The organism is Pseudomonas cavernae (genome assembly GCF_003595175.1).
Classification (GTDB): Bacteria; Pseudomonadota; Gammaproteobacteria; order Pseudomonadales; family Pseudomonadaceae; genus Aquipseudomonas; species Aquipseudomonas cavernae.
Genome location: NZ_CP032419.1, coordinates 3,878,918 through 3,895,574, shown reverse-complemented (window position 1 = coordinate 3,895,574; position 16,657 = coordinate 3,878,918). Strand labels below are relative to the sequence as shown.

Sequence of the window (16,657 nt, the reverse complement as noted above, 5' to 3'; positions counted from 1 at the left end):
AGAGTCGACCGGTATCTGCTGCGCCGTGGCGCAACTTTATTTGCGTGCACCTATCTTGCCATGCCCCGGCGTGCGAGGGAGTAGTTCTTTCGAATCATGCGGGGCGGCGCAATAGGAGGTGCAGGCCGCGCCGCTGGCCGGCCCTGGCGGTCAAATGGGGGGATTGGCGGCGAAAATGGTTCGAACGGCCGATGGCGAACGATTCCCCATTTTCCATAATACCGCTCAGGTAATGGATCATCTCGACTCGTCTGTGGTCCCCAAAACGCCTGGGACGAGTCAGTAGCAACGATTACCTCTATCGAGGCCACCAGTCATCTGGTGGCCTCTTTTTTTGCCTGCAATCCGCGGCGGGCGAGGCCAGGCTGCGGCCGGCGCTCGGCCCCAGGCAAGTGCTGCTCGGCAGTAGTCCGTTTGGACCACGGCTGGATCGCAGTCAGGTTCATCCCTTCGACCGACGCCAGTCCGGAGCGGCCTTTCTAATCTGTCGGCATAACAACACTCCATCCCCAGAGGCCGACCATGTACCTGACTCAAGGGCTGCATCGCATGCAGCAGCAGAACCCCGATGCGCTGGCGACCGTGTTCCGTGGGCGCCGGCACACTTATCGGGAGCTGGGTGAGCGCGTGTCGCGTCTGGCCGGCGCCCTGCAGGGGCTCGGCATGCAGCCGGGTGATCGGGTCGGCATGCTCGGCCTGAACTCCGACCGCTTCCTCGAGTACATGCTCGGCACCTGGTGGGGCGGCGGGGTGATCAACCCGGTCAACATTCGTTGGAGCGTGCCGGAGATCGTCTATTCGCTGGACGACTGCGACACCCGCATCCTGCTGGTCGACGACAACTTCCTGCCCATGGCCGAAGGCATCGCCTCCACCGCCAAGGTGCGTCCGCTGCTGGTGCATGTCGGTGACGGCGTGGCGCCGGCGGGCATGCTCTCCTACGAGCACCTGATCCGCGAGCACGCGCCGGTCGACGACGCCTTCCGTGGCGGCCAGGACCTGGCCGGCATCATGTACACCGGCGGTACCACCGGACGACCCAAGGGCGTAATGCAGTCGCACCTGAACCTGTGGTCCTCGGCGATCATGAGCCTGGCGGACCATCCGCTGCAGAAGAACTGCATCGCACTGCATGTCGCGCCGATGTTTCACACCGCCTGCATGTCGAGCCTGGTCGCCCAGGTGGTGGCCGGTAATCCGCATGTATTCGTGCCGATGTTCGACGTGATCGATGTGCTGCAGACCATCGAGCGCGAGCGGGTGACGGACACTCTGCTGGTGCCGACCATGCTGCAGGCGATGATCCAGCATCCGGATTTCGCCAAGTACGACCTCAGCAGCTTCAAGCGCCTGACCTATGGCGCCTCGCCAATCGCCGCGCCGGTGCTGGAGCGTGCCTTGGAGCTGCTGCCGGGGGTCGAGTTCATGCATGGCTACGGGATGACCGAAACCTCCCCGGCTATCTCCCGCAACGGTCCGGGCAACCACAGTCGCGAAGGCATCGCCAACGGTCTCCTGCGCTCGGCCGGTCGGCCGTTGCAGGGCATTGCCGTGCGGGTGGTCGACGAGAACGACAATGAGGTGCCGCGCGGCACGGTCGGTGAGGTCGTCGTGCGTGGCTCCAACGTCATGCTCGGCTACTGGAACCGCCCGGAGGAGACCGCCGAGGCCCTGCGCGGTGGCTGGATGCACACCGGCGATGGCGCCTACATGGACGAGGACGGTTATCTGTTCATCGTCGACCGGATCAAGGACATGATCGTCACCGGCGGCGAGAACGTGTATTCGGCGGAAGTCGAGAGCGCGGTGGCCGGCCATCCGGCGGTGGCCGCCTGCGCGGTGATCGGCATCCCCAGCGACAAGTGGGGCGAGGCGGTGCATGCTGTGGTAGTCCTCAAACCCGGCTGCGAAGCCGCCGAGGCGGGCATCATCGAGCACTGCCGGCAGCACATCGCCGGCTACAAATGCCCGAAATCGGTGACCTTCACCACCGCGCTGCCGCTGTCCGGCGCCGGCAAGGTGCTCAAGCGCGACCTGCGCGAACCTTATTGGAAAGACAAGGCCCGGGCCGTCAACTGACAGTGCGGTGACCATCCATCACTCGGAGAAAATTATGAGCAATAAAGTTGTGGTCGCCGGCGTCGGCATGATCCAGTTCACCAAACCAGGCCAGAGTGACGAATACCACGTCATGGGTGCCAATGCCGCCAAGGCCGCACTGGCCGATGCCGGTATCGACTATGCGCTGGTGCAGCAGGCTTACGTCGGCTACGTCTACGGCGACTCCACCTGCGGCCAGGCGGCGGTCTACGGCGTCGGCCTCACCGGCATCCCGGTGATCAACGTCAACAACAACTGCTCCACCGGCTCCACCGCGCTGTTCCTCGCCCGCCAGGCGGTAGAAAGCGGCGCCATCGACTGCGCCATCGCGCTGGGCTTCGAGCAGATGCAGCCGGGCGCGCTGAAAGGCGCCTGGACCGACCGCACCGGCCCGATGGACCGCTTCGCCAAGACCATGGTCCAGGTCCAGGGCTTCGACGAGCAGGCCCCGCGTGCCGCGCAGTTCTTCGGTGGTGCTGGTCGTGCCTACATGCAGGAATACGGCATCAGCCGTGAAATCTTCGCGAAGATTCGCGCCAAGGCCAGCCAGCACGCCGCGCGCAACCCGCTGGCGGTGTTCCGCAACGTCGTCAGTGTCGAGGAAGTCATGGCCTCGCCGATGATCTTCGACCCGCTGACCCGCCTGCAGTGCTGCCCGCCGACCTGCGGCGCGGCCGCCGCGATCGTCTGCTCCGAGGCTTTCGCCAAGAAACACGGCCTGAATACCGACGTGGTGATCGCCGGTCAATCGATGACCACCGACCGCAACAGCACCTTCGACGAAGGCGACATGCGCAAGGTGGTCGGCTACGACATGACCCGCAACGCCGCCGTCAGCGTGTTCGAGCAGGCCGGGGTCGGCCCGCAGGACATCCAGGTGGTCGAGCTGCACGACTGCTTCACCGCCAACGAGCTGATCACTTACGAAGGCCTGATGCTGACCCCGGAAGGCACCGCCGAGAAGTTCATCCTCGACGGCGACAACACCTACGGCGGTCGCGTAGTCACCAACCCGTCCGGCGGCCTGCTGTCCAAGGGCCACCCGCTGGGCGCCACCGGCCTGGCGCAGTGCTTCGAGCTGACCCGCCAACTGCGCGGCACCGCCGCCGCCACCCAGGTCGAGGGCGCGCGCTTCGCCCTGCAACACAACCTGGGCCTGGGCGGCGCCTGCGTCGTCACCCTGTACCAGCGTCAGTAATCCCACGGGAGAAATCGAATGATCGATAAGAGCCATATTGGTGCGGTGGTTTCCAGCCACACCCAGGACGTCGAAGCCGGCCGTCTGCGCTTCTTCGCCAAGGCCACCGGCCAGCAGGATCCGCGTTACAGCGACGTAGAGGCGGCCCGCGCCGCCGGCTACAAGAGCCTGCCGGTGCCGCCGACCTTCCTGTTCTGTCTGGATATGGAAGCCGGCGGTTCGGGTTCGGTGCTCAAGCGCCTGAACATCGACCTCGGCAAGATCCTGCACGCCGAACAGGCCTTCACCTACCACAAGCTGGCCTATGCCGGCGATCGCCTGAGCTTCGAGACGAAGATCGTCGACATCTACGATAAGAAGGGCGGCGCCCTCGAGTTCGTGGTTCGCGAGACCCGCGTGACCAATGCCGAAGGCGATCTGGTGGCGGAGCTGCGCAACAGTCTCGTCGTACGTAATTGAGGAGCCGACTGTGAATCTTGCAAACATCGAAATCGGCTACGAGCTGCCGTCGTTCACCACCGAACCGATCAATCGCACCACCCTGGCGCTGTACTGCGGCGCCTCGGGCGACCACAACCCGATCCACGTCGACATCGACTTCGCCAAGAAGGCCGGCATGCCCGACGTGTTCGCCCACGGCATGCTGTCGATGGGTTACCTCGCGCGCCTGCTCACCAACTGGGTGCCGCAGGAAAACCTGCGCAGTTACTCGGTGCGCTTCGTCGCCATCACCCAGCTCGGCGATCAGATCACCTGCTCCGGCAAGGTCGTCGAGAAGGACGAGGCGAACGGCACCGTGCGCCTGGAAATCACCACCCGCAACCAGGCGGGCGAAATCAAACTCAGCGGCGAAGCCCTCGTCGCACTGAACTGAATCTAGAGGAGAACCCCTATGACCAAGAAACTCGAAGGCAAAGTCGCCCTGATTACCGGCTCCGGCCGTGGCATCGGCCGTGAAGTCGCCCTGCAGCTGGCTGCGCTGGGCGCCAAGATCGTCATCAACGACCTCGACCAGGAGCCGGCCGAGCAGACCGTCGCCGACATCCGTGCGGCCGGTGGCGAAGCCGTGGCCTGTGTCGGCAGCGTAACTGCCGCTGACTTTGCCGATCGCCTGCTGAAGACCGCGATGGACAGCTTCGGTAGCGTCGACATCATCGTCAACAACGCCGGCTTCACCTGGGACAACGTGATCCAGAAGATGTCCGACGAGCAGTGGGACGCGATCATCGGCTGCCACCTGACCGCGCCGTTCCGCATCCTGCGCGCCGCTCAGCCGATCCTCAGCGCGCTGGCCAAGCAAGACGCCGCCGAAGGCCGCGAAGTGCTGCGCAAGGTGGTCAACATTTCTTCCGGCGCTGCTGGCGGTAACGCCGGTCAGGCCAACTACTCCTCGGCCAAGGCCGGCATCCTCGGCATGACCAAGGCCCTGGCCAAGGAGTGGGGCCGCTACAAGGTCAACGTCAACGCCGTCGCTTTCGGCATCATCGATACCCGCCTGACCCAGGCGCTGGCCGGTGAAGACAGCAAGACCGTCAACATCGAAGGCCGCGAGATCAAGGTCGGCGTGCAAAAGGCTCGCCTCGACGCCGCCAGCGTCACCATCCCGCTGGGTCGTCCGGGTACGGCGGTAGAAGCCGCCGGTGCCGTGGTGCTGTTCTGTCTGCCTGAGTCCAACTACTGCTCCGGTCAGACCATCTACTGCGGTGGCGGCCCTGGCGGCAACTTCTAAGCCACGGCTGTTGATGCATTACCGTGCGGCGCCAAGTCGGCGCCGCACGGACTACCGAACTTTTTACCTGATGCCTGCGTACCCCTGAGGAATACCCATGAGTGCCTACAAATCCCCGTGGATCACTGAAGACTTGGCGATCTTCCAAGAATCCGTGCGTCGTTTCGTCGCCGAAGAGCAAGTGCCCCACGAAGAGCGTTGGGCCAAGCAACAGCACGTCGACCGCGAAACCTGGCTGCGCGCCGGGCAGTGCGGCATGCTGCTGCTGAGTATTCCTGAGGAGTACGGTGGCATGGGCGGCAGCTTCGCCCACGACGCCATCCTGACCCTGGAACAGAGCCGCCAAGTGACCGCCAGCCTGGGCACCAACGTGCACAGCGGCATCGTCGCCCACTACATCCTGCGCTACGCCAGCGAGGAGCAGAAGCTCAAGTGGCTGCCGAAGATGGCCAGCGGCGAGATGGTCGGCGCCATCGCCATGTCCGAGCCGGGCGCCGGTTCCGACCTGAAGAGCATCAAGGCCCGTGCCGTCAAGGACGGCAGTGACTATGTCATCAACGGCTCGAAGACCTTCATCACCAACGGCTACCATGCCGACCTGATCCTGGTGGTGGTCAAGACCGATCCGGAGAAGGGCGCCAAGGGCACCTCGATCGTCGTGGTCGAGACCAAGGACCTGGCGGGCTTCCGCCGTGGCCGCATCCTCGAGAAGATCGGCCAGAAGGCCCAGGACACCGCCGAGCTGTTCTTCGACGACGTGCGCGTGCCGCAAGCCAACCTGCTCGGCCCGGAAGAGGGCAAGGGTTTCATCCAGCTCATGCAGCAACTGCCGCAGGAGCGCATGATCATCGCCCTCGGCGCGCTGGGCAGCATGGAGCGCGCGCTCGCCGACACCATCGAGTACACCCGTTCGCGCAAAGTGTTCGGCCAGTCGCTGCTGGACCTGCAGAACACCCGCTTCAAGCTGGCGGAGATGCAGACCACCTACATCATCGCGCGTACCTTCATCGACGACTGTATGGTCAAGGTCCTGAACAACGAGCTGGACCCGGAAACCGCGGCGATGGCCAAATGGTGGTCCACCCAGCGTAACTGCGAGATCATCGACGAGTGCCTGCAACTGCACGGCGGCTACGGCTACATGGTCGAGTACCCGATCGCCCGCCAGTTCGTGAACTCGCGGGTCAGCAAGATCTTCGGTGGCTCCAACGAGATCATGAAGGAAATCATCGCGCGTACCCTGTAAGCGCGCCGCTCGCCGGTCGGCCCCAGACGGGCCGCCGGCGACCCCGATTATCCGTCCGCCGATCAACGGCGGACGCCCCGAATGCCGGGACGAGGACTGCAATGAACCCGTCGACCATCGAACTCTCCATCGACAACGGCCTGGCCATCCTGGTCATGGCCCGCCCCGAGCGCAAGAACGCGCTGACTCCGCAGATGTTCGCCGAGCTGCTCGATGCGCTGAACGGCCTGCGCCGCAACCCCGAGGTCAAGGCGGTGCTGCTGACCGGCGCCGGCAGCGATTTCTGCTCCGGCGGCGACGTCGGCAACATGCAGGGCGAGCAGGTCGAGGCCGCTGTGGTGCGCCGGCGCATGGAGGAAAACAACCGCCTGTTGCTGGCCATGGCCGACTTCGACAAGCCGCTGATCGCCGCGGTCGATGGCGTGGCCTTCGGTGCCGGCTTCAGCCTGGCCCTGGCCGCCGACTTCCTGATCGCTTCCGAGCGCGCGCGCTTCTGCATGGCCTTCGCCCGTCTCGGCCTCGGCCCGGATCTGGGCGCTTCCTACACGCTGCCGCGCGTGGTCGGTCTGCAGAAGGCCAAGGAAATCATCTTCTCCGCCCGCGAGGTCCCGGCGCAGGAAGCCCTGCAACTGGGCATCGCCCTCGAGGTGCATCCGGCGGAAACCTTCCGCGCCCGCGCCGAGGAGCTGGCCCGCGCCATGGCCAACCTGTCACCGACCGGCTTCAGCATGACCAAACGCCTGCTCGGTGCCTCGCTGGAAAGCGACCTGGTCGGCATGCTCGATGCCGAAGCCAGCAACCAGGCGGTGTGCATGGCCTCGAATTACCTCAAGGACGCTGCCGCGCGCTTCGCCCGCAAGGAGCCGCCGCTGTACCAGTGGCCCAAGCGCAAGGACGTCTGAGCGACGATCTATCCATCATCTGACTGGAGGTTTGCAATGAGCGCGAATAACAACCCGAACGGCACGGACATCCGTGCGATCCTCGACAAGCAGCGCAGTGCCTTCCTTGAGGCCGGCCCTTCTTCGGCTGCGCAGCGCATCGAACTGATCGACCGCGCGATTGGCTTGCTGGTCGATCACGAACAGGAAATCATCGACGCGGTCGCCGCCGACTTCGGCCATCGCAGCAAGGACTTCACCCGGGTCACCGAAGTGCTGTCGCCGCTGATGACCCTCAAGCAGACCAAGGCACAGCTGGCCGAGTGGATGAAACCCGAGTCGCGCCATACCGACCGTGGCGAAGCCTGGGTGCAGTACCAGCCGCTCGGCGTGATCGGCATCGTCAGCCCGTGGAACTTCCCGGTCAACCTGGCCTTCGGCGGCCTGGCCGGCGCCCTGGCGGCTGGCAACCGGGTGATGATCAAGCCCTCCGAGTTCACCCCGCAGACCTCCGAGCTGATGGCGCGGATGATCCGTTCGGTGTTCGCCGAGGAAGAGGTCGCGGTGATCACCGGCGGCCCGGAAGTCGGTCAGGCGTTCGCCAGCCAGCCTTTCGATCACCTGCTGTTCACCGGCGCCACCAGCATCGGCCGGCACGTGATGCGCGCCGCCGCCGAGAACCTGGTGCCGGTGACCTTGGAGCTGGGCGGCAAGTCGCCGACCATCATCTCGCGCAGCGCCGATTTCAAGACGGCGGTGACCAAGGTCATCACCGGCAAGATGCACAACGCTGGGCAGATCTGCCTGGCGCCGGACTACGTGTTCGTGCCGGAAGAAAAGGTCGCCGAGTTCGTCGCCACCGCCAAGGCAGTGCTGGCCGGCTTCTTCCCGAGCCTGAAGGACAACCCGGACTACACCTCGGTGATCAACGCCCGTCACTTCGCGCGTCTGCAGGGCTACCTGGCCGAAGCGCGTGAGGCCGGTGTCGAGCTGATCGAGCTGAACCCGGCCGGCGAGGACTTCGCCGACCAGGCGCACCACAAGATCGCCCCGACCCTGCTGAACAACCCCGGCGACCAGCTCAAGGTGATGCAGGACGAGATCTTCGGCCCGCTGCTGCCGATCAAGCCGTACCAGACCATCACCGAAGTGGTGTCCTACATCAATGCGCACCCGCGCCCGCTGGGCCTTTACTACTTCGGCAGCGACGCCGATGAGGAAGCCTACGTGCTCAGCCGCACCACCTCGGGCGGGGTGACCCTCAACGATGTGATCAAGCATGTCGGCGTCGAGAGTCTGCCGTTCGGCGGCGTCGGCCCCAGCGGCATGGGGGCTTATCACGGCCACGATGGCTTCCGCGCCTTCAGCCATGCCCGGGCGGTGTTCCGTCCGGCCGAAGGCCCGGACCTGATGCGCCCGCCCTATGTCGAGCAGGTTCGGCAGATCGTCGGCTCGCTGATCAAGCGCTGAGTCGCTTCCGCGGCGGGCCACGCCCGCCGCCCTTCCAGTTCGAGAGGTTTGTCATGAAAGCAGCTGTGTTTCATCAGGTCGGCGCGCCGCTGACCATCGAAGACGTCGCCATCAGCAAGCCAGGTCCGCGCGAGGTGCTGGTGCGCACCGCGGCGGTCGGCGTCTGCCATTCCGACCTGCATTTTGTCGATGGAGCCTACCCACATCCGACGCCGGTGGTGCTCGGCCACGAAGCCGCCGGCATCGTCGAGGCAGTCGGATCGGAAGTGCGCACGGTCAAGCCGGGCGATCACGTGGTCACCTGCCTGTCCGCTTACTGCGGGCATTGCGAGCATTGCGTCACCGGCCACCTGTCGCTGTGCGTGTCGCCGGACACCAAGCGCGGCAAGGACGAGGAGCCGCGCCTGAGCTACGTGCAGAAGCCGATCCCGCAGTTCCTCAACCTGTCGGCCTATGCCGAGCAGATGCTGGTGCACGAGAACGCGCTGGTTGCCATCCGCCGCGACATGCCGCTGGACCGCGCGGCGCTGCTCGGCTGCGCGGTGACCACCGGCACCGGCGCGGTGTTCAACACCGCCAAGGTGCGCCCGGGCGAGACCGTGGCGGTGATCGGTTGCGGCGGCATCGGCCTGGCCACCATCAACGGCGCGGCGCTGGCCGGTGCCGGGCGGATCATCGCCATCGACATGCTCGACTCCAAGCTGGAGCTGGCCAAGCAGTTCGGCGCTACCGACGTGATCAGCGCCAAAAGCGGCGATGCGGTCAAGCAGGTGCTGGAGCTGACCCGTGGCGGTGTGCACCACTCCTTCGAGTGCATCGGCCTCAAACAGACCTTCGAGCAGGCGTTCGCCATGCTGGCGCGCGGCGGCACGGCCACAGTGATCGGCATGATCAAGCCGGGCGTGAAGGTCGAATTGCACGGTTTTGACCTGCTCGGCGAGCGCAAGATCCAGGGTTCCTTCATGGGCTCCAACCGCTTCCCGGTGGACCTGCCGCGCCTCACCGACTTCTACATGCAGGGCCGCCTGAAGCTCGACGAGATGATCTCCCAGCGCATCAAGCTTGAGCAGATCAACGAGGCCTTCGACGAACTGCGCCGCGGCGAACTGGCGCGCTCGGTGATCGTCTTCGACCAGTAAGCCATTCGCGCGGCCACACGGGTGGCCGCGCCTTCTCCCGAATCACGAGGCAGTAAGCAGATGAAAACGCGCATCACGGAAATGCTCGGCATCCAGTACCCGATCATCCAGGGCGGCATGATGTGGGTGGGTCGCGCGGAAATGGCCGCTGCGGTGTCCAACGCCGGCGGTCTGGGGGTTCTCACCGCGCTGACCCAGCCGACCCCCGAGGACCTGGCCCGCGAGATCGAGCGTTGCCGTTCGATGACCGACAAGCCGTTTGGCGTCAACCTGACCCTGCTGCCATCGATCAACCCGCCACCCTACGCCAAGTACCTGGACGTGATCATCGAAAGTGGCGTCAAGGTGCTGGAGACCGCCGGCAACAACCCCGGTGAGCACATCGCCCGGGCCAAGGCCGCCGGCCTCAAGGTGATCCACAAGTGCGTGGCCGTGCGCCATGCGCTGAAGGCACAGAGCCTCGGCGTCGACGCCATCTCCATCGACGGCTTCGAGTGTGCGGGCCATCCCGGCGAGGACGATGTGTCTGGCCTGGTGCTGATCCCGCAGGCGGTGAGCAAGCTCAGCATCCCGGTGATCGCCTCCGGCGGTATCGCCGACGGGCGCGGCATGGCCGCGGCCATGGCGCTCGGCGCCGAAGGGGTGAACATGGGTACGCGCTTCTGCGCCACCCAGGAAGCGCCGATCCACGACAACATCAAGCAGGCCCTGGTCGCCGCCAGCGAGCGCGACACCCGGCTGATCTTCCGCACCCTGCACAACACCGCGCGAGTGCTGCGCAACGCCATCTCCGAAGAGGTGGTGAGCATCGAGCGCAAGGGCGGCGCGCAGTTCGAGGACATCCGCCACCTGGTGGCCGGTGCCCGTGGGCGCGCGGCGCTGGAGACCGGCCAGCCGGACGACGGGATTGTCACCGCCGGCCAGTGTGTCGGCCTGATCAACGATGTACCGACCTGCGCCGAGCTGCTCGAGCGCATGGTTGCCGAATGCCGGGCCAGCCTGAAAGCGGCCGTGGCCTGGGCCAACTGATCCAGCATCCCGGCTCCGCCGCTCAGGCGGGGCCGCCGGGCCCCAACGCGGAGAGCGAGCGTGGATTTCCAATTCAGTGACGAACAACAGATGCTGCGCGACATGCTCGCGCGCTATCTGGACGAGCAATACGATTTCGAACAGCGTATGAAGGCGGTGAGTTCGGCCGAAGGCTGGCGCCCGGCGTGCTGGCAGGCCATGGCCAGCGAGCTGGGCATCCTCTCCGCTGCGTTCCCCGAGGCCCTGGGAGGGCTGGGCGGTGGCGCGGTGGAAAACCTCATCGTCATGGAAGCCTTCGGCCGCGCCCTGGCGCTCGAGCCTTACCTGGCTACCGTGGTGCTCGGTGGTGGCCTGCTCAAGCGGGCCGGCGGCGCGCTGGCCGAGGCGGTCATTCCGCAGATCATGGCCGGCGAGGTGCGCATTGCCTGGGCGCAGGGTGAGGTGCAGAGCCGTCATTGCCTGCATGACGTGCAACTGACGGCGCACCGCGATGGCGATGCCTTCGTGCTCAACGGTCACAAGACCGTGGTGCTCGGCGCGCCGAGTGCCACCCATCTGCTGGTCAGTGCGCGCAGCGCCGGCCAGCGCCTGGAGCGTGACGGCATCAGCCTGCTGCTGGTGGACAAGGCCAGTGCCGGCATTCGCAGCCAGGACTACCCGACCGTCGATGGCGGACGTGCTTCGGAGATCTGGTTCGACGCTGTGCGGGTGCCCGCAACCGCCCTGATCGGCGAGCAGGATCAGGGCCTGGTGCTGCTCGAGGCGGTGTTCGACGAGGCCGTGGTGGCGCTATGCGCCGAGGCGGTCGGCATCATGCAGAAAATGCTCGATGACACCGTTTCCTACGCCCGGGAGCGCAAGCAGTTCGGCGTGGCGATCGGCACGTTCCAGGCCCTGCAGCACCGCATGGTCGACATGCACATCCATATCCAGCAGGCCTCGGCGCTGACCTACCTGGCGACCATGCAGCTGGACGGCTCCGCGCGCGAGCGGGCGATGGCCGCCAGCGCCGCCAAGGTGCGCGTCGGCCAGGCGCTCAGGGCCGTCGGCCAGGGCGCCGTGCAGATCCACGGCGGCATGGGGATCACCGAGGAACTGGCGGTCGGTCATTACTTCAAGCGTGCCACCGTGATCGAACAGCAGTTCGGCTCGGTCGATCATCACCTGCGCCGTTATGGCGTGCTGGCCGGGGAGGCTGTCCATGAATCTTGAGTATTCCGCCGCCGAGCAGGCCTTCCGCGAGGAAGTCCGCACCTGGATCGCCGAGTCGTTCGACGAGCAGTTGCGCGAGATGGTCGCCCAGTCGAAGAACGGCTACCTGGACAAGGAAGGTCAGCGCCGCTGGCAGAAGCTGCTGCACGCGCGTGGCTGGGCCGCGCCGGACTGGCCGGCCGAGCATGGCGGGCCGGGCTGGACGCCGACCCAGCGTTTCCTGTTCCAGGCCGAGATCGCCGCCGCCGGCTGCCCGAAGGTCTCGCCCATGGGCCTGAAGATGGTCGCCCCGGTGATCATGCGCTTCGGCACCGAGGCGCAGAAGGCGCGTTTCCTGCCGGCCACCCTGGCTTCGGAGATCTTCTGGTGCCAGGGCTACTCGGAACCCGGCTCGGGTTCCGACCTGTCGTCGCTGCAGATGAAGGCGGTGCGTGACGGCGACCACTACGTGCTCAACGGCTCGAAGATCTGGACCACCCAGGCGCAATGGGCCGACTGGATGTTCTGCCTGGTGCGCACCAGCCGCGACGCCAGCAAGCAGGCCGGCATCTCCTTCCTGCTGCTGGACATGACCACGCCCGGCATCAAGGTCGATTCGATCCCGCTGCTGGACGGGCCGATGCCCGGCGAGCAGGAGGTCAACCAGGTGTTCTTCGAGGACGTGCGCGTCCCGGTCGAGAACCTGATCGGCGAGGAGGGCCAGGGCTGGACCTGCGCCAAGTACCTGCTGGAGTTCGAGCGTGGTGGCGCCTACGGCCCGACTCTGCGCCAGCAGTTGGCCAAGGTGCGCAAGATGGCCGCCGAGCAGCCCGCCGACGATGGCGGCTGTCTGCTTGACGACCCGGACTTCCGCCGCAAGCTGCTGGAACTGGAAATCCAGATCGCCGCGGTGGACGCCGCCGAGCTGCGGGTGTTCTCCGGGGTCAGCTCCGGCTCGTCGATCGGTGCGGCGTCGAGCATGATCAAGCTGGCCGGTACCGAGACGCTGCAGGCGATCACCGAGCTGGCGGTCGAGGCGGTGGGTCCGCAGGGCTGGCCGTTCATCCGCGACAGCTGGGCGGAGGTCTACGGCCGTGCCGAGGCGCCGCGCCCCGGGCCGTCCTACGCCGGCTCGGTGCTGCCGCGCTATTTCAACTACCGCAAGACCTCGATCTACGGCGGCACCAGCGAAATCCAGCGCAACATCATCGCCAAGCAGGTGCTCGGCCTGTAGGCCGGCACCTAGGCTCAAGGAGTACCCGATATGAGCGCCATGGATCTTTCCAGCCCTGCCGTCCCGGCGGGCTTCGTGCCGATGCTCCGCGCGGACGGCCGAGCCGGTTTCGTGCAGAACTGCTGCGGGATGTACATCAACCACGCCACCGGCGAGATTGCCGCGCGCATCCTGGGCGAGCATCTCAATCCGCTGAACATCGCCCACGGCGGCTTCCTCGCCACTCTGGCGGATACCGCGTTTGGCGCGTTCATCCGCGTGCAGGCCGGCTTCGAGCTGCCGCCGGCCACCGTCGAGCTGAGCATGGACTATCTCAGTCCGGCGCGGCCCGGGCAGTGGATCGCGGCGCGGGTGGACATCCACAAGATCGGCCGCACGCTGTGCAATGCCAGCCTCAGCCTGATGGACGGCGAGCGCCTGGTGGCGCGCGCCAAGGGCACCTTCATCGCCAACACGCAGAGCCTGCATGCGCCGGTCTCTGCGTCCCAGCAATCTTGATTCGACCAGGAGCAGCCCATGGCCGCGAATGAACAGACCAGCGCCGCAGCCCCTGGGCCCGAGGCGCAGTACCAGAACTTCCTGCAACAGGGCCGTTTCATGCTGCAGCGCAGCCAGTCCACCGGTCGCTACGTGTTCTACCCGCGCGTACTGATCCCGGGGACCGGTGAAACCGATCTGGAATGGGTCGACGCCAAGGGCTCCGGCACCATCTACGCGATCACCGTCAACCGGGCGCGCACCGGCAGCCATAACGTGGCGCTGATCGATCTGGACGAGGGCGTGCGCATGATGTCGCGCATCGAGGGCGTGGAAACGGCTCCGATCGGCAGCCGGGTCAAGGCACGGATCATCGAGGTGGACGGCGTGGCCGGTGTGGTGTTCGATCTGATGGGAGACAAGGCATGAACCAGGCAATCCGCGGCAAGACCGCCATCGTCGGTGTCGGCACGGCCGGCTGTGGCGAGGCCCATGGCTTCAGCCCCATCGAACTGCTCGGCCAGGCCTCGCTGAAGGCCATCGCCGACGCCGGCCTCAAGCTCTCCGACATCGACGGCGTGTTCGCCGCCACCAGCTCGCACGCCTTCCCGACCCTCTCGGTGTGCGAATACCTGGGGATCAAGCCGAAGTACGTCGACGGCACCAACGTCGGCGGCTCCAGCTTCGAGATGCACCTGCTGCAGGCGACCCTGGCCCTGGAAGCCGGCCTATGCAACGCCGCGCTGATCTGCTACGGCTCCAACCAGCGCACCGCCGGCGGCCGCCTGGTGTCGATGAGCGAACCGCAGTGGCACGAGACGTTCTACAAGCCGCGCCACCCGATCACCTCCTACTCGCTGGCGGCCAGCCGCCACATGCACCAGTTCGGCACCACCCGTGAGCAGCTCGCCGAAGTGGCGGTGGCCGCGCGCGGTTGGGCCAACCTCAACCCCGAGGCCTTCGCCCGCGGCCCGTTGAGCATCGCCGACGTGATGGCCAGCCGTATGGTCAGCGACCCGCTGAGCTCGGCCGACTGCTGCCTGGTCACCGACGGCGGCGGCGCCTGCGTGCTGGTGCGCGCCGAGCGCGCCCGCGACCTGCCGAACAAGCCGGTGTACTTCCTCGGTGCCGCCGGGGCGCAGTGGCATCGTTCGATCCAGGCGATGCCCGACCTGACCGTCACCGCCGCCTCGGAAAGCTGCCCGCGGGCAATGGAAATGGCCGGCGTCAGCCACGCCGACGTCGACCTGGTGATGCTCTACGACGCCTTCACCATCAACACCATCCTGTTCCTCGAAGACCTCGGTTTCTGTCCGAAGGGCGAGGGCGGGCGTTTCGTCGAAGGCGGCGCCATCGCCCCCGGCGGCAAACTGGCGGTGAACACCAACGGCGGCGGCCTGTCCTGCGTGCATCCGGGCATGTACGGCATGTTCCTGATCGTCGAGTCGGTGCGGCAGATCCGTGGCGAGGCCGGTGAGCGCCAGCTCAAGCAGTGCGACATCGCCCTGCTGCACGGCAACGGCGGCACCCTGTCGAGCCAGGTCACCGCCTTCCTCGGCAGCGCAGCGGCGCTTTGATCGGGTTCGGCCGCACGATAAATTCCAGACCGAGAGTCACACGTGGCAAGGGGGCGGGGGATGGTGAGCAGCGCTGACGCCTATCGCTGGCAATCCGGCAAAACCGCTCCTGCGCCTCTCTCCGCGGCATCGTTAGTGGAGGGGCGCGCTTTGCGCAACAGCCTGTACATGCCGCTGCTGGTGCCGGCGCTGGAGGACCTGCTCACGCTCGGCGTGGCGGTCGAGCGCGTCGAGGCGGTGTTCAAGCGCAGCCTGAGCGAGCTGCGCCAGCCCTTGGTCTACGTGCCGCTGCTCATGTCGCGGCGCTTCTGGGAGCTGGCCGTCGCCGCCAGCGGCGATCCGGGCATCGGTCTGGAACTCGGTCGAGGGCTGCTCTCACGCTTGCCCAACAACCTGACCTATTTGTTCGACGTCGCGCCTTCGCTGGCCGAGGGCTTTGGCTATTTCGTCGACTTCCTGCCGGGTTTCTACGGCCATTTCGAAGCCGAAGTGCTGCTGGGGGAGGACGAGGTGCAGGTTCGCCTGCATGATCGCGGCAGCCTGAAGGCCAGCCCGGCGGTGCTCGATTACCTGCTTTCCGGAATCTGCAGCCTGGTGCGCCGCAAGGTGGTGGCCTTGGGACTGCGCGACTCACCATTGCGGCGGGTCTCGCTGGCGCATGCGGCGCCCGCCGGGCCCGCGCGTCACGCGGCGGCCTGGCAGCTGCCGGTGAGCTGGGGGCAAGCCTTTCATGCCTTGCATTTCGACCGAGCGCTGTTCCTGCGCCCACTCAGTCCCGGCAACGAGGGCATGATCGCGACCTTGCTGGCCTTGACCGGGCAGATACGCCAGAACAATCATCCGACGCTGCTGGTGCAGGTATGCGACCACATCAGCACGCACCTGAGCGGCGATTCCAGTCTGGAGTCGTTCTGCCTGCAGCATCACATGACCAAGCGCACCGTGACCCGGCGTCTGCTGGCCCAGGGCTGGCGCTACAGCGAATTGCTCGACGCGTTTCGCAGCTACCGTGCGGCCGATCTGCTGCGCGACCCGGCGCAGGCGCTGGTGGATACCGCCGAGCAACTCGGCTACCGCGATCTGCCCAGCTTCTCGCGCGCCTTCACGCGCTGGTACGGGCGTAGCCCGGGGGCCTGGCGCGAGGCGGAGCTTGGGGGCGGGCTAGCTTCCCTCCGCGGCAAATCCCTCCACAAATTGGTTCCAACGGACTAGAGCCTTGCCCCCGCTGCTGCACCGATACTCGGCGCCGATTGAAGCATTGCGCCGACCGCGCCATCATCGGCAGGCGTTCAGCCGGCCGCTGCAGGCCGCCTAAGCCAGGCGCCAGTAACGCCCTTTCAAACGGGCCGCAAGGCCCGGTTCCTGGTTGGTACCGCTCGACCCACA

16 protein-coding genes are annotated in these 16,657 nt (G+C 66.2%); all 16 read left to right on the top strand.

The window, feature by feature from the left end; all coding sequences use genetic code 11:
* The first annotated feature begins 522 nt into the window (after positions 1–522).
* The 16 genes from D3880_RS17695 (at position 523) to D3880_RS17620 (ending at position 16,483) form a co-directional block, all read left to right on the top strand.
* A complete protein-coding gene (locus tag D3880_RS17695) occupies positions 523–2,079 on the top strand; it encodes an acyl-CoA synthetase (RefSeq protein ID WP_119894736.1) in 1,557 nt (518 codons plus the stop codon).
* 34 nt (positions 2,080–2,113) lie between these two features.
* Positions 2,114–3,298 carry a lipid-transfer protein gene (locus tag D3880_RS17690; protein ID WP_119894735.1) on the top strand — a complete coding sequence of 395 codons (1,185 nt, stop codon included), beginning with the start codon at positions 2,114–2,116 and terminating at the stop codon, positions 3,296–3,298.
* A gap of 18 nt (positions 3,299–3,316) precedes the next feature.
* Positions 3,317–3,757, top strand: a complete 441-nt coding sequence (locus D3880_RS17685; protein ID WP_119894734.1) for a MaoC family dehydratase N-terminal domain-containing protein — start codon at positions 3,317–3,319, stop codon at positions 3,755–3,757.
* A 10-nt stretch (positions 3,758–3,767) separates the two neighbouring features.
* Positions 3,768–4,172, top strand: a complete 405-nt coding sequence (locus tag D3880_RS17680) for a MaoC family dehydratase (protein WP_238474373.1) — start codon at positions 3,768–3,770, stop codon at positions 4,170–4,172.
* An 18-nt stretch (positions 4,173–4,190) separates the two neighbouring features.
* Positions 4,191–5,027 (top strand): SDR family NAD(P)-dependent oxidoreductase, encoded by an 837-nt coding sequence (locus tag D3880_RS17675; RefSeq protein ID WP_119894732.1) that lies wholly within the window; start codon positions 4,191–4,193, stop codon positions 5,025–5,027.
* A gap of 97 nt (positions 5,028–5,124) precedes the next feature.
* On the top strand, positions 5,125–6,273 hold the full coding sequence (locus tag D3880_RS17670; protein WP_119894731.1) for an acyl-CoA dehydrogenase family protein: 1,149 nt from the start codon (positions 5,125–5,127) through the stop codon (positions 6,271–6,273).
* A gap of 101 nt (positions 6,274–6,374) precedes the next feature.
* Positions 6,375–7,175, top strand: coding sequence for an enoyl-CoA hydratase/isomerase family protein (locus D3880_RS17665; protein ID WP_119894730.1), 801 nt, complete (start codon positions 6,375–6,377; stop codon positions 7,173–7,175).
* Between the two features lie 36 nt (positions 7,176–7,211).
* Positions 7,212–8,624, top strand: a complete 1,413-nt coding sequence (locus D3880_RS17660) for a coniferyl aldehyde dehydrogenase (protein WP_119894729.1) — start codon at positions 7,212–7,214, stop codon at positions 8,622–8,624.
* 53 nt (positions 8,625–8,677) lie between these two features.
* Complete coding sequence (locus tag D3880_RS17655; RefSeq protein WP_119894728.1) at positions 8,678–9,763, top strand: Zn-dependent alcohol dehydrogenase; 1,086 nt, start codon at positions 8,678–8,680, stop codon at positions 9,761–9,763.
* Positions 9,764–9,823: 60 nt separating this feature from the next.
* Positions 9,824–10,792 carry an NAD(P)H-dependent flavin oxidoreductase gene (locus tag D3880_RS17650; RefSeq protein ID WP_119894727.1) on the top strand — a complete coding sequence of 323 codons (969 nt, stop codon included), beginning with the start codon at positions 9,824–9,826 and terminating at the stop codon, positions 10,790–10,792.
* 60 nt (positions 10,793–10,852) lie between these two features.
* Positions 10,853–12,004, top strand: a complete 1,152-nt coding sequence (locus D3880_RS17645) for an acyl-CoA dehydrogenase family protein (protein ID WP_119894726.1) — start codon at positions 10,853–10,855, stop codon at positions 12,002–12,004.
* Positions 11,994–13,217 carry an acyl-CoA dehydrogenase family protein gene (locus tag D3880_RS17640; RefSeq protein WP_119894725.1) on the top strand — a complete coding sequence of 408 codons (1,224 nt, stop codon included), beginning with the start codon at positions 11,994–11,996 and terminating at the stop codon, positions 13,215–13,217. The genes D3880_RS17645 and D3880_RS17640 overlap by 11 nt, the downstream gene beginning before the upstream one ends.
* A 30-nt stretch (positions 13,218–13,247) precedes the next feature.
* On the top strand, positions 13,248–13,715 hold the full coding sequence (locus tag D3880_RS17635; RefSeq protein ID WP_119894724.1) for a PaaI family thioesterase: 468 nt from the start codon (positions 13,248–13,250) through the stop codon (positions 13,713–13,715).
* A gap of 18 nt (positions 13,716–13,733) precedes the next feature.
* Positions 13,734–14,123, top strand: coding sequence for a Zn-ribbon domain-containing OB-fold protein (locus D3880_RS17630; protein WP_119894723.1), 390 nt, complete (start codon positions 13,734–13,736; stop codon positions 14,121–14,123).
* Positions 14,120–15,271: a thiolase gene (locus D3880_RS17625; protein ID WP_119894722.1), complete on the top strand. Its 1,152-nt coding sequence runs from the start codon at positions 14,120–14,122 to the stop codon at positions 15,269–15,271. Before D3880_RS17630 ends, D3880_RS17625 begins: the two co-directional genes overlap by 4 nt.
* A 150-nt stretch (positions 15,272–15,421) precedes the next feature.
* Entirely contained in the window at positions 15,422–16,483 is a 1,062-nt protein-coding gene (locus tag D3880_RS17620; RefSeq protein ID WP_162935017.1) for an AraC family transcriptional regulator, read from the top strand.
* The last annotated feature ends 174 nt before the right edge of the window (positions 16,484–16,657 follow it).

What these genes read in the sequence shown, in the direction of transcription:
- D3880_RS17695 (WP_119894736.1), top strand. Translation starts at nt 523, where the DNA reads ATGTACCTGACTCAAGGGCTGCATCGCATGCAGCAGCAGAACCCCGAT.
- D3880_RS17690 (WP_119894735.1), top strand. Translation starts at nt 2,114, where the DNA reads ATGAGCAATAAAGTTGTGGTCGCCGGCGTCGGCATGATCCAGTTCACC.
- D3880_RS17685 (WP_119894734.1), top strand. Translation starts at nt 3,317, where the DNA reads ATGATCGATAAGAGCCATATTGGTGCGGTGGTTTCCAGCCACACCCAG.
- D3880_RS17675 (WP_119894732.1), top strand. Translation starts at nt 4,191, where the DNA reads ATGACCAAGAAACTCGAAGGCAAAGTCGCCCTGATTACCGGCTCCGGC.
- D3880_RS17670 (WP_119894731.1), top strand. Translation starts at nt 5,125, where the DNA reads ATGAGTGCCTACAAATCCCCGTGGATCACTGAAGACTTGGCGATCTTC.
- D3880_RS17665 (WP_119894730.1), top strand. Translation starts at nt 6,375, where the DNA reads ATGAACCCGTCGACCATCGAACTCTCCATCGACAACGGCCTGGCCATC.
- D3880_RS17660 (WP_119894729.1), top strand. Translation starts at nt 7,212, where the DNA reads ATGAGCGCGAATAACAACCCGAACGGCACGGACATCCGTGCGATCCTC.
- D3880_RS17655 (WP_119894728.1), top strand. Translation starts at nt 8,678, where the DNA reads ATGAAAGCAGCTGTGTTTCATCAGGTCGGCGCGCCGCTGACCATCGAA.
- D3880_RS17650 (WP_119894727.1), top strand. Translation starts at nt 9,824, where the DNA reads ATGAAAACGCGCATCACGGAAATGCTCGGCATCCAGTACCCGATCATC.
- D3880_RS17640 (WP_119894725.1), top strand. Translation starts at nt 11,994, where the DNA reads ATGAATCTTGAGTATTCCGCCGCCGAGCAGGCCTTCCGCGAGGAAGTC.
- D3880_RS17635 (WP_119894724.1), top strand. Translation starts at nt 13,248, where the DNA reads ATGAGCGCCATGGATCTTTCCAGCCCTGCCGTCCCGGCGGGCTTCGTG.
- D3880_RS17630 (WP_119894723.1), top strand. Translation starts at nt 13,734, where the DNA reads ATGGCCGCGAATGAACAGACCAGCGCCGCAGCCCCTGGGCCCGAGGCG.
- D3880_RS17625 (WP_119894722.1), top strand. Translation starts at nt 14,120, where the DNA reads ATGAACCAGGCAATCCGCGGCAAGACCGCCATCGTCGGTGTCGGCACG.